The organism is Companilactobacillus sp. HBUAS59699, from assembly GCF_036913575.1.
In the GTDB taxonomy this organism is placed as follows: Bacteria; Bacillota; Bacilli; order Lactobacillales; family Lactobacillaceae; genus Companilactobacillus.
Genome location: NZ_JAYKTV010000002.1, coordinates 134,726 through 147,235, shown reverse-complemented (window position 1 = coordinate 147,235; position 12,510 = coordinate 134,726). Strand labels below are relative to the sequence as shown.

Annotated in this window: 15 protein-coding genes; 9 read left to right on the top strand and 6 right to left on the bottom strand. The window is 36.0% G+C overall.

All coding sequences use genetic code 11. The features are described 5' to 3' along the window. The first annotated feature begins 7 nt into the window (after positions 1 to 7). Positions 8 to 805, top strand: a complete 798-nt coding sequence (gene phnX, locus U8519_RS04335; RefSeq protein ID WP_334329103.1) for a phosphonoacetaldehyde hydrolase — start codon at positions 8 to 10, stop codon at positions 803 to 805. Continuing rightward, complete coding sequence (gene phnW / locus U8519_RS04330; RefSeq protein ID WP_334329102.1) at positions 798 to 1,901, top strand: 2-aminoethylphosphonate--pyruvate transaminase; 1,104 nt, start codon at positions 798 to 800, stop codon at positions 1,899 to 1,901. The genes phnX and phnW overlap by 8 nt, the downstream gene beginning before the upstream one ends. Positions 1,902 to 1,956: 55 nt before the next feature. On the opposite strand, the gene U8519_RS04325 is transcribed toward phnW, so the two are convergent. Continuing rightward, positions 1,957 to 2,937 (bottom strand): zinc-binding dehydrogenase, encoded by a 981-nt coding sequence (locus tag U8519_RS04325; RefSeq protein WP_334329101.1) that lies wholly within the window; start codon positions 2,935 to 2,937, stop codon positions 1,957 to 1,959. Between the two features lie 116 nt (positions 2,938 to 3,053). On the opposite strand from U8519_RS04325, the gene U8519_RS11925 reads away from it, so the two are divergent. From U8519_RS11925 to U8519_RS04305, 5 genes are all read left to right on the top strand, one after another. Beyond that, positions 3,054 to 3,644: a phosphatase PAP2 family protein gene (locus U8519_RS11925; RefSeq protein WP_442892120.1), complete on the top strand. Its 591-nt coding sequence runs from the start codon at positions 3,054 to 3,056 to the stop codon at positions 3,642 to 3,644. A gap of 55 nt (positions 3,645 to 3,699) precedes the next feature. Further along, positions 3,700 to 4,014: a PadR family transcriptional regulator gene (locus tag U8519_RS04320; protein WP_334329100.1), complete on the top strand. Its 315-nt coding sequence runs from the start codon at positions 3,700 to 3,702 to the stop codon at positions 4,012 to 4,014. Between the two features lie 10 nt (positions 4,015 to 4,024). Then, a complete protein-coding gene (locus U8519_RS04315) occupies positions 4,025 to 4,633 on the top strand; it encodes a hypothetical protein (RefSeq protein ID WP_334329099.1) in 609 nt (202 codons plus the stop codon). A gap of 62 nt (positions 4,634 to 4,695) precedes the next feature. Beyond that, positions 4,696 to 4,941, top strand: a complete 246-nt coding sequence (locus U8519_RS04310; RefSeq protein ID WP_334329098.1) for a hypothetical protein — start codon at positions 4,696 to 4,698, stop codon at positions 4,939 to 4,941. Between the two features lie 149 nt (positions 4,942 to 5,090). Continuing rightward, complete coding sequence (locus U8519_RS04305; RefSeq protein WP_334329097.1) at positions 5,091 to 5,312, top strand: hypothetical protein; 222 nt, start codon at positions 5,091 to 5,093, stop codon at positions 5,310 to 5,312. Here U8519_RS04305 and U8519_RS04300 read toward each other — a convergent pair. After that, positions 5,307 to 5,618: a helix-turn-helix domain-containing protein gene (locus tag U8519_RS04300; protein ID WP_334329096.1), complete on the bottom strand. Its 312-nt coding sequence runs from the start codon at positions 5,616 to 5,618 to the stop codon at positions 5,307 to 5,309. The two genes, U8519_RS04305 and U8519_RS04300, sit on opposite strands and share 6 nt — an antisense overlap. 489 nt (positions 5,619 to 6,107) lie before the next feature. Further along, on the bottom strand, positions 6,108 to 7,517 hold the full coding sequence (locus tag U8519_RS04295; protein WP_334329095.1) for an amino acid permease: 1,410 nt from the start codon (positions 7,515 to 7,517) through the stop codon (positions 6,108 to 6,110). Between the two features lie 229 nt (positions 7,518 to 7,746). Here U8519_RS04295 and U8519_RS04290 point away from each other — a divergent pair, with 229 nt between their 5' ends. Together U8519_RS04290 and U8519_RS04285 are read left to right on the top strand one after the other, a co-directional pair. Next, positions 7,747 to 9,507, top strand: a complete 1,761-nt coding sequence (locus U8519_RS04290) for a thiamine pyrophosphate-binding protein (protein WP_334329094.1) — start codon at positions 7,747 to 7,749, stop codon at positions 9,505 to 9,507. A gap of 60 nt (positions 9,508 to 9,567) precedes the next feature. Next, on the top strand, positions 9,568 to 9,840 hold the full coding sequence (locus U8519_RS04285) for a hypothetical protein (protein ID WP_334329093.1): 273 nt from the start codon (positions 9,568 to 9,570) through the stop codon (positions 9,838 to 9,840). A 34-nt stretch (positions 9,841 to 9,874) separates the two neighbouring features. Here U8519_RS04285 and pstB read toward each other — a convergent pair whose 3' ends face one another. Genes pstB through pstC form a run of 3 tightly spaced genes read right to left on the bottom strand, consistent with a single transcriptional unit; the run spans position 9,875 to position 12,485 of the window. After that, positions 9,875 to 10,618: a phosphate ABC transporter ATP-binding protein PstB gene (pstB, locus tag U8519_RS04280; protein ID WP_334329504.1), complete on the bottom strand. Its 744-nt coding sequence runs from the start codon at positions 10,616 to 10,618 to the stop codon at positions 9,875 to 9,877. A 60-nt stretch (positions 10,619 to 10,678) separates the two neighbouring features. Next, the gene (gene pstA / locus U8519_RS04275) at positions 10,679 to 11,566 is read right to left on the bottom strand and encodes a phosphate ABC transporter permease PstA (RefSeq protein ID WP_334329092.1); all 888 of its coding nucleotides are present in this window, start codon (positions 11,564 to 11,566) and stop codon (positions 10,679 to 10,681) included. Then, positions 11,556 to 12,485: a phosphate ABC transporter permease subunit PstC gene (gene pstC / locus U8519_RS04270; RefSeq protein ID WP_334329091.1), complete on the bottom strand. Its 930-nt coding sequence runs from the start codon at positions 12,483 to 12,485 to the stop codon at positions 11,556 to 11,558. Before pstC ends, pstA begins: the two co-directional genes overlap by 11 nt. Positions 12,486 to 12,510: the final 25 nt, after the last annotated feature.

Genomic DNA, 12,510 nt, shown 5'->3' with positions numbered 1-12,510 from the left:
TAATTTTATGATTAAAACAGTAATTTTTGATTGGGCAGGAACTACTGTCGACTATGGTAGTTTGGCACCAGTCATTGCATTCAAAAAAGCATTTGATAAAGCAGGAATTAACATTTTAGATTCAGAAATCAGACAAGATATGGGAATTGCTAAATGGGATCATATTGGTAAGATCCTTGCAATGCCAAGGATTGCTGACCAATGGAAAGAAATTTATCATCGAAATCCTAGTGAAGAAGATAGAGAAAATGTTTATGGACTTTTCCAAGAATCATTGATCAATCATTTGAAAGTTTCTACAGAATTAAAACCAGGTGTATTGGAAGCATTTCAATATCTAACTGCACACCATATTCGAGTAGCTACTACAACTGGTTATACTTTGGAAATGATGAACATTGTAAGAGAAAGTGCTGCTAAGTTAGGATATCTTCCTGAATTAGTTGTAACTTCTGAAGATGTAGCTGGTCAAGGCCGTCCTTCACCAGCTATGATCAAAACAATTTTATCCCAATTCAGTATTGATGAATTGCAAAGTGTCATTAAGATTGGTGATACGGTGGTTGATATTCAAGAAGGTAAGAATGCTGGAGTTATAACTGTTGGAATCATTGAAGGTAGCAGTTTGATGGGACTATCAGAAAATGAATACAATAGTTTAACTGAAGATGAAAAAGTTCTAAAACGCGGAGCTGTTCGTAAGATTTTCGAACGTGAAGGTGCAGATTTAATTATTAACAATATGTCAGAATTACCAGATGTAATTGAAACTTTGAATGCATCTGAGGAGGTAACTAATGGATAACAATTATTTATTATTAACACCAGGACCATTAACAACTAGTGCTACTGTAAAGAAGGCAATGGAATTCGATTATTGTACTTGGGATAATGATTACAAAGAAATCACACAATCAATTCGTCAATCATTATTAGCTTTAGCTGATGTTAATCCGTCAAAATACACTGCTGTTCCCATTCAAGGAAGTGGTACTTATGGTGTTGAATCAGTTATTAGTTCAGTTATTCCGGATGATGGTACGTTATTCATTGCAATGAATGGTGCATATGGTAAACGAATAGGTCAAATGGCTGATGTGTACGGCATCAATCACGTTGACTTAGTTGTAGATGAACAGAAGCCGGTCCTTTTGGCTGATGTTAAGTCAACAATTGAAGAACATCCAGAAATCACTCATTTTGCGATGATTCATTGTGAAACAACAACTGGTATTTTAAATCCTATTGAGGATATTATTCCTTGGGTTCATGAGAAAGGTATTATTACTATTGTGGATGCTATGAGTAGTTTTGGTGGTATTCCAATTGATGTCAATGGTATAAATATCGATTACTTGATCAGTAGTACTAACAAATGTATTCAAGGTGTACCTGGATTTGCATTTGTAATTGCTAATAAAGCACTACTTGAAAGTACCGCAGGTATGGCTAGAACTTTATCCTTGGATTTATATGATCAATATAATGAAATGGAAAAGAACAATGGTAAGTGGCGCTTTACATCACCTACACACGTAGTTCATGCCTTTGCACAAGCACTTGAAGAATTAAAACTTGAAGGTGGTCTCCAAAGACGTTATAAGAGATACCAATCTAACCAAAAACAATTGGCATCAGGTATGGAACACCTTGGTTTCAAAGTTTTGATTGATGAAAAGTGGCAATCACCAATCATCACTTCATTTATTTATCCAACAGAAGATTTCGATTTCCAAGAATTCTATAATGAATTAAAAGAAGCTGGATTTGTAATTTATCCAGGAAAAATCTCACAAATTCCAACTTTCCGTATTGGTAACATCGGTGAAGTTTATCGAGATGATATTGCTAGATTGCTAAAAGCAATCGAACAAATTCAAGATAGAGAAAAAGCTTTATAATTTCTATTTAAATTTAAAAAGGTCTTGCAGATTTTTAAAATCTGCAAGACCTTTTTTAGAGTGTGGCAATAATTTTTCCGATAGTTTTATGGTTACTTAATTCTGTTAATCCTTCGGGAATCTCTGAAAAATCGATAATTTTTGTAATTACTGGATCTAATTTGTTGTCGGCAATAAGATCCGCCAATGATTCTGCCATTACGGATAAGTCGTTCAGTTGGTTGACATAACCAGATTGATGTACACCACCAAGATTTAGTGCTGCAACACCTTGTCCGTGCTCAGACAAATTATAATGTGTAATATCCGGTGTATTCAAGATACATATCAAATTACCATTATAGGCTAGTCTCGGTAAGTCCGCCTCAGGATTACCGATGTCGTTGATAATAACATCAACACCTGCGCCATCAGTGATTTTACTTATCTGTTCGTCTACGTTCTCATTTTTATAATCAATTATAAAATCGGCACCGAGTGATTTTACAATATCTTTTTTATGTTCCGAAACAGTGGTGATAACAGATAATCCAGCTAATTTGGCAAGTTGAATAGCAATTGTTCCGACGCCACCGGCACCAGCGTGAATGAGAATATTCTTTTTGCCAGTCAAACTAAATTTTCTATAAATTGCTTGATATGCTGTAAGTCCACTACATAGAATTGCGGCTGCTTCCTCATAAGTGACTTTGTCAGGTATTCTAGCAACATTATTATATTTTGACTTAGCATATTCAGCAAAAACTCCATCTTTTGATAAATCACTGTGGAAGAATACTCGTTCACCAATTTTGAAATTCTTAGGATTGTTTGATCCAACATCAACGATTTCACCTGCAGCATCTAGTCCCAGAATATGAGGGTAGTTCCACGCTGAGTTGTGATGTTCAACTAGTTTGAAATCAACTGGATTTAGTCCTAATGCGTGTACCTTTATAACTATTTCGTCAGCTGCCATCTGAGGCTTATTCATATTCATCGGTTGTATATCGTTAATACTGTTATCAGTAACTGCTGGTATTACTAGTGCTTTCATGATAAATTCCTCCATGTTCATTAAATTAATTGTTTTAATATTACCTTGCATTATTAAGTACATTATTATATTATTTATTCTTCAAGTACTCAATATTGTTAAGTAGAGGTAATAAGATGGATATTTATTTATTCAGATCAGTTAACAACTTAGCTAATAAATCTGATTTATTAAATCTAGTAGGGATTTTTACAGCCAAGTACACTGTCTATATTTTAGCATTGATCATGATATGTCTCTGGTTTGTTAAGAGAAATGATTCAAAATTTCGGCAGATGTTAATGATTAGTGTCATATCATGTTTGTTGTCTGAATTAGTTGGCAAATTTATTGCGGGAAATATTTATTTTCATCGCCAACCGTTTGCGGTTCTAAGCTCAGTAAATCAATTGATTCCTAAAAGTGTAGGAAATAGTTTTCCTAGCGATCATACAATTGTTTTCTTTAGTATCATGATTATTTTTTTCATTTACACTAAAAGTAAAATTAGATACATTTTTCCTGTAATAGCGATCATTGTAGGACTTTCCAGAATATTTGTAGGGGTTCATTATCCAATTGATGTATTTGTCGGTGCCTCAATTGGGACGATAATTAGTATTATCTCGTTTATTTATCTAAATGATTCAATAGTGGTCTCAAAAGTCTTAAAGAAGATCTATAAGATAGAAAATAAATTTTTAAATTGGAGCATCATTAGTAATTAGCAGTTAGATTCTGTAAAATATAAGTAATAATAATCACGTAAGAGGATTTAACCTAATGAATAAGGAAATGTTAAAAGGGACAATAGATTTACTGATTTTGTCTGTTCTCAAGGAAGCAGATAACTATGGTTATCAAATTTCCAAAACCATAACTGACAAGTCAAATTCTACGTTTGAAATTCAAGAAGCAACTTTGTATTTAGCTTTAAAACGGCTAGAAAAACAAGAATGTATTGAAGCCTATTGGGGAGAAAAGACCCACGGTGGTAAGCGTAAGTATTATCATATTACAGATCAAGGAATTAGCCAGTTAGATGATATGAAACACGACTTTAAATTACTATCTGAAGTTGTTCAAAGGTTTATGTGAGGTGGATATAATGAATTATTTTTCTATTAAGCAAATTAGCTACAAAGCGATTCTTATGTTCTCGATGATTTTGTTCTATGTCTGTTACTACTTAGATATTGTTATTGATCCATCGAAGACGGAATTTGTCTTTGTTGTTGGATATATGTTTGCCATCATGCTGGCCGCGTTTTGGGCAATTATCAACTACATCGATCATTTGAGAATCAATCCGTTGTATAAATCATATGGTTCAATCGATCAATTTGTTCATGATTTAGATATTTCTCAGGATGAAAAGATGGAAGTCAAGACGATGATGGTTGATTATGTGGCTGATCAGAAGTCACTCGGTAAGGACGAAGATACTGCCATTGCCGAAATAATTAATCAGTTTAAGAACGAAGAACTACATAAGTCGACTAACAGCGAGGTATTCTTTATCCATGTTCATAAATATCTACTTGGCTTAGGCGGCATCTTGTTAGTTGCCAGTATTTTAGTATATTTGATCGATCAAATGACTTTGAAAAATGAGGCACTGCGTGTCCTAGGTATAACGTTGATTTGTTACGCAGCAGGGTTCTACTTGTCATTTATTATGTACAATATTTTGAATAAAGTTCTAATAAAAAAATAATAGCTTATTCACACTTCTTTCATGTACTAATGCTATAATCTAGCATCATAAGGAGGAATGAAATGCTTACATTAATGGCAACAAGCACGTCAAGTTCAGCACCGCTTTTGATTGCAATTGGAGTAGCCATCTTAGTAATAATCTGGTTATTACTGAAGACGGGGGCGGCACTTTTACGCCATCCATTTATTGGAATCCTGCTGATAGTTTTCGGTGTTTTAGGCCTTTGGAACTTTTTCATCGTTGGAATTGGAATTATTGTCGGTGGGATAGTGTTCTTGATATTAACTCAGTTTTTTAATAATTAGCAAAATAAATAGGGCTTCTGGCTTTGACAAAACGTCAATCCAGAAACCCTATTTTTATAAACTTTATTGCTAAAAACGTTTTCAAAAATTAAATCGTGGGTTATTCTAAAATTGTATTGTAACTATTCTTTAATCAAGGGGGATTAAAAATGAATAATACAAAACTATTAGAGAATTTAAAGATCCTACAAGATTTAAAATTTGAAATCTATAAGCGCTGTTCTAATTCGATCGATTACCATAATTTCAATGTTTTAACACTAAATCTTCCCAATCGTACGATAGATTTAGCAGATTTTTATAAACGACATAACCAAGAATACTCAGTTGAAGAAATCGCTGGTTTGATCGTTAACGAATATGAACTATAGATTGATTACTTTCAACAGTACTTCTGAAACTCTTTTTCTTTCGTCTTCAGGTAAGTTCGATAGATATTTGATTAAATCTAATGTATAAATATCTGAAAGACTTGAATCGGTAAAAAAGTCTGATAGTTGCATATTCAAAGCAATCGCAATATCATTCAACTTTTTTATTCTAACGTTATCAACCTCACCTCTCTCGATACGTGAGATAAAACTTTCAGAAACACCAGACTTTTCAGCTAATTGTTCAATTGTTAAGTTCAAAGACCTACGACGTTCTCGAATAAGCTTACTTATTTTACCAAGCATTTATGTACCTCCAGTCAAAAATGATTCTCTTTAACGATAGATTAATTAGATTGCTCATTGAAGAGCAAGGTATAATTAATTAGTTTATCAAAAAGGGCATATTAGCACAATCAAAAGCGTTTACAGAACTATTGATTCCATCGTTAGTTTGTGAAATTTGAATTTGTTTACACTTTTAATCATTCCTGCTTCTTTTTTTGTGTATACAAGTATTACTTGATTTATTACACGATAAAATCAAGTTTTACCCTACAAAATAAGATAACAGTTAAAAATATATAATGAAATAATTTTTATGCTATTTATCCCATTAGTTCGTTGTAATTATACTATTCATTCCTTAAAGAAAACTAAAAATATGAGAATTAAATTCTTTTAAAGTTTATAATGCACTCAAAATACAAAAATCCGATAAATTAGTCAATAATTTTACATTTAAAAAAATTATTTCTGACAAAAAACGAGCTGTAGAATTTTTGCAGCTCGTTTTTATTTTCTTAACTTTGAATGCTTGTAAGAGTAGTTAAAGTAGATCACTAGTCCAATAGTAAACCAGATAATGAATCTCAACCAAGTTTCCCAATTTAGACCGGCTATCAGTAATAAGCAGAATGCAATGGCAATTAGCGGTGTAACAGGAACACCGGGAGCACGAAATCCACGATGAATTTCCGGATGCTTATGTCTCATCCAAAGAACTCCGGCTGAAACAAGAATGAAGGCCGTTAAAGTACCAATGTTTACTAGTTCTGAAAGAATATTTAAGTTGATAAGGCCAGCGGTTATGGCGGTAATAATACCGAAGAACCAAGTTCCTTTATATGGAGTTTGACGTTTTAGATCAACATCGCCGAAGAATTTGGGAAACAGACCGTCACGTGACATAGAGTAAGTGATACGTGATTGTCCATACAATTGAACTAGGATAACAGTTGTCATACCAAGGATAGCACCAATACTGACGATAATACTCAACCAAGTTTGACCAGTTGCTTTCAAAACTGCCAAGATAGGAGCATCGAGAAATTTAGCGAAAATAGTATATTTAACAACACCAGTCATGATCAATGTCATAGCAATGTACAAAATCGTAGAAATTCCCAGTGACAACATAATACCTCTAGGTAAAGTTTTGCTTGGATTAATTGTTTCTTCAGCGCTAGAGGAGACAGAGTCAAAGCCAATAAAAGAGAAGAAAACAATCGATGCAGCAGGAATAACACCAGAAGCCGTGCCGTTGTGGAATGAATAAATACCATAAGGTGTAAATGGCTTCCAGTTTTGAGGTTTGACGAACCAAATAGTACAAGCAATAAACAAAATAATTACAGCTAGTTTAATAATAACCATCGTGTCATTGACACGTTTAGTAGTATTGATCCCTTGAGCCAAAATATAAGTGATCAACAAGATAATTAAAAATGCGGGAAGATTAAAGTAAGTTGTTACGCCGGGAGTTGTTCCCGCTGCAGCCGTCAAAATTTTAGGAATATGGATCCCTAAATTACCCATTAAATTTACAAAGTAGCCGGACCAACCAGCAGAGACAGTTGCTGCACCTAGTGCATATTCAAGGATCAAATCCCAGCCAATGATGAAGGCAATTATTTCGCCAAAGGAAATGTAGGAATAAGTATAAGCTGAACCAGCTACAGGAGCCATTGAAGCAAATTCTGCGTAGCATAATCCAGCGAAACCACAGCAGATCGCAGCGATTAAAAATGACACCGCTAATGAAGGTCCAGTTGTCAAAGCCCCCTTGCCGGTTAAAACAAAGATACCTGTTCCGATAATTGCCCCAATGCCAAGAAAGGTCAAATCCCAAGTATGCAATGTTCGTTTCAAGGGGGATGTGTGGCTTAGTAGTTCGTTAATGTCTTTCTTCTGAAATACTTGCATGAGTAAGCACCACCATTCATTATTTTTGTCAATCTTAGTACATGTTTAAACATATATCCAGAAAAATGATTTTCAAATTAAAGAGAAATATTCATTAAATTTAATAATTAATGCTATTAAATAAATTATTCACGAGAAAGATTCTTTGACAATTTTTTCTATTATTGCAAGAATGAACGTGAATTCGTTTTCAGAATAAAAATGTTTAAAATAGAAGGAAGTTTTTATTATGACAAAAATGATAGCTGGACAAGCACTAGTAAAAGTTCTTGAAGAGTGGGGTGTCGATCATGTATACGGCATTCCTGGTGGTTCAATCAATCATACGGTTGAGGGACTGTACCTTGAAAAAGATAAGATCAAGTATATCCAAGTGCGTCATGAGGAGGTTGGTGCGATTGCTGCCTCAGCCGATGCCAAGTTTACAGGTAAGATCGGTGTAGCCTTCGGTTCAGCCGGTCCTGGTGCAACTCATTTATTCAATGGTTTATATGATGCCAAGATGGATCATGTTCCGGTACTAGCCCTAGTTGGTCAAGTACCACAAACTACCATGAATACTAATTACTTCCAAGAAATGGACGAGACTCCAATGTTCGCTGATGTTGCAGTTTACAATCGTACAGTCACAACAGCTGAACAAATTCCTTACGTTATCAATCAAGCCATTCGTGAAGCATATCGTCAAAAGGGTGTTGCTGTAGTTACATTGCCGGAAGATTTAACGGCTGCAGAAATTGACTATGAATCACCAAAGACACCAAAAGTAGTCGAAAATGATTTCTCGCAGACAATTAATCCTGAAGATGTCTCTAATACATTGAAGATGTTAAAGGAAGCTAAACATCCCTTAGTATATGCTGGTCGTGGTTTGTTGGGTGCTCGTGAGACATTAACTAAGTTCTCAGAACAATTTAATTTACCAATTATGAATACCGTTCCAGCAACTGGTGTTATTAGCACTGATCATCCTAATTTCATTGGTACTTTTGGACGTTTAGGAAGTAAGTCTGGTTTTGAAGCTTTGCAACACGCTGATCTGATCCTCTTCTTAGGTTCGGAGTTCCCATTTGCCGGTTTCTGGCCAAAGAACTTGAAGATCATTGAAGTCAACAATAATCCTTATGACATTGGTAAGACAGTAGATGTTGATTATGCAGTTATTTCTGATGCTGAAAGTTATCTGAAAGCCTTGATCGATACTGGTGAGAGTTTGCCCGCAGGTGACTGGCTAAAGGCCAACCAAACTAACAAAGCTAATTGGGACAGATGGCTAGAAGCACGTGCTAATGATGATAGTGATGGTCTGAATCCAGAAACAATTACTGCTAAGATTGCTGAAATGGCTGGTCCAAATGATACTTACGGTGTTGATACAGGTAATGTCTCAGAATTTGGTGTTCGTGGCTTACCAATGAACAAGAATCAACGCTTTGCACTATCTGGCTTGTTTGCCACAATGGGCTTTGGACTTCCAGCCGGAATTGCTGGGGCCTTGAGTGTTCCTGAAGGTCAAGCTTGGACTATCTCAGGAGATGGTGGTTTCTCAATGGTTGCCCCAGACATCATTACCGAAGCACGCTATGGATTACCAGTTGTTAACGTGGTGCTATCTAACGAAAGACTTGGATTCATTTATTATGAACAAGTTGCTACTAAACAACATTTGTACGGTGTTGATCTAACCGGTGCCGACTGGGCCAAAGTTGCTGAAGGACTCGGTGGTATTGGATTTACTGTTACTAATATTAAAGAAGCTAACGATGTCTTTGCGCAAATCAAGAAACTACAAGATTCAGGTAATAAGAAGCCAATCGTCGTTAACGCAGTGATCAAACAAGAAGATCCAATTGCTACAGCCTTCATGCCGCTTGATGCAAAATTGTATGGTCAAGATGCAGTTGATCAATATTCTGCTCAATATCACATCGATCCAAAAGATCAACCATCACTTGGTGAGTTGTTGCGTGCTAAGGGCGATAACCTTTAAAATATAGTACCTGATGAGACGACAATATGTCATAATGAAATCACTAGGAGTGGTTAGATTATGAAAGTCTCAGATCAAACAGAATTATTTCAAATGGTATATTCTCGTCAAAATAATATTTATGTCATTGGCGAAGCTTATGAAATCTGTCGTTCAGTATTGTATTCAACTAAAGATGTTGAAGCTAAGCCGAATGTCCTGACTAAAATTGCTAAGCTGTTTAGAAGCTCTGACACTAAACAATTAGATAATTTACGTCGCATAATTGCAAATAAGTATCATATTAAAGAAACAAAAAATGATGATGAATACCGTTTAGTTTTGCGGCGCTAAAAAAGCGTGTGATGAAAGATCACACGCTTTTGTTTTACCCAAAATCACCAGAAATGTAATCATCGGTGGCTTTGATTTTTGGCTTAGTAAATATTTTACGAGTTTCGTTGTATTCGATAATATGTCCCATGTGGAAGAAAGCTGTGTAATCGCTGATTCGGGATGCTTGTTGCATATTGTGAGTCACGATTATAACAGTTAGATTTTTACTCAACAATTGGACAGTATCTTCAATCTTTGAAGTAGAGATGGGATCAAGCGCGCTGGCAGGCTCATCCAGAAGAAGGATATCTGGTTTCATAGCGATCGATCTTGCAATACAGAGTCGTTGTTGCTGACCACCTGATAGAGCCAAGGCACTTGTATCTAACTCGTCCTTTACTTCTTCCCACAGTGCTGCATCTTGCAGACTCATTTCAAGTCTCTCTTCTAGTTCGTTCTTATCGTGAATACCATTTTCCTTGAGAGCAAATTGAATATCCTCACGAATAGATTTTGCGAATGGATTCGGACGTTGGAAGACCATACCGATGTGCTTTCTAACTTCATACACATTAGTTTTGGGATCGTTGATATCAACGTTTCGATACATGATTTTTCCGTTGACCGTGGCAATTTTATCGTTCATTCGATTTAGGCATCTGAGATAGGTTGATTTACCCGAACCAGATGCACCAATTAGTGAAATTATTTTGAATCTAGGAAATTTTAAACTAGTATCAAAAATAGCTTGGTTCTTACCATAAGAAACTTGGATATTGTCAGTTTCAATTGCCATTTCTGATTTTAAATCAATAATATATTTATCGTTAAAGTCATATGTTTTCAAAATAATACCTCACTTTGCTGCAGTCATTTTTTTGTAAATGTGGTTACCGATATATCTGGCACCCAAGTTGAATATTAAGATGACGATGATCAATACAGCAGAAGAACCGCTCGAGATTGCATGGGCATCAGGTGTTACAGCTTCGGTATTAACTTTCCAGATGTGAACGGCTAAGGTTTCAGCTGGTCGCATTGGATTTAAGAAACTGCTAGGGTCAAAGATATTCCAGTTTGAATAAGAAACAGAAGGAGCACTTTGACCAGCAGTATAGATCAAAGCAGCAGCTTCACCGAAGACACGTCCAGAACTGAGGATCACCCCAGTTAAGATGCCAGGCAATGCTTCCGGAACGATGATCTTAGTGATGGTTTTCCAGTCAGATAACCCGAGTGAAATACCGGCTTCCTTTTGTAAACTAGGAACACTATTTAATGATTCTTCAATATTACGTGTAAGTAATGGTAAGTTGAAAAATGTTAGAGCAATGGCACCGGATAGGATGGAGAAGCCCATATTTAATTGATTTACTAGTAATAAGTAACCGAACAATCCGACAACAACTGAAGGAAGAGAACTCAAAACTTCGATTGAAGTACGGATAATATCAGTGATCCAATTATCTTTGGCGTATTCAGCTAGATAGATACCAGCTCCCATCGCAATTGGAAATGAGATGATAAGCGTTAGTACTAATAGATAAATGGAATTGAATAATTGATCTCGAATACCACCGCCAGCACTGAAGGACTGGGCTTGTGATGTCAAAAAGTGCCAGCTGATGTCAGGAACACCATTGATCAAAATGTAACCAATCAAAAATACTAAGATTGAGACCACAGCAACAACAACGGTATAAATAATTCCTGTGGCAATTTTATCTGTACGTTTAGGATGCATTGTTGATATTACCTCTCTTTCCGATGAATCTTACTAACATGTTAAAGAACAGTGACATTAGTAAGAGAATCAAAGCTAACGACCAAAGTGCATCGTTTGGAAGAGTTCCCATGACAGTATTACCAATATCGGTAGTTAATTTACTAGTCAAAGTAGAAGCTGGTGAGACTAGATTTTTTGGCATTAGGATGGCATTACCGATAACCATTTGTACCGCCAAAGCTTCACCGAAAGCACGTGCCATACCGAAGATGATGGCAGTTAAGATACCAGGTGTTGCTGAACGTAAGATAACTTTGTAAATAGTTTGCCAGCGAGTAGCGCCTAAGGCTAGAGATGCTTGGCGATAATGCATTGGCACAGCCTTTAAACTGTCGACAGTTAGTGAAGTGATCGTCGGTAAAACCATGACGAATAGAACTAAGGTACCTGACAGGATACCGAAGCCTGTACCGCCAAAAATGTGTCTGATGAAGGGAACAATCAGTGATAATCCGATGAATCCATAGACGACTGATGGAATTCCGACTAGTAATTCAATAACTGGTTGTAATATTTTAGCACCACGTTTAGCTGATATCTCTGTCATGAAGATAGCCACACCGAGAGCAAAGGGGGTTGCTACTAATGCGGACAGTAATGTCACGCTAAAGGAAGTTACGATCATTGGTAGTGCACCGACTAAAGGTCGGCCTTTGCTGTCGGTACTGCCCGGTTCCCAATTTGAAGTGGTGAGAAATTGCCAGACATTAACATGATCTTTAGTAAAGGTTGCGATACCCTTTGAAGCGATGAAATAAAGAATGCAGGTAACCAGCAGAATGATCAAACCAATACAGGTATAGCAGATAGCTCTACCTAAATGATCTTCTCTGGTGGCCTTGGAATTTTGCTGTAATTTACGTTGGATTTCGTCCATAACATTTTAGCCTCCTATAAATTGA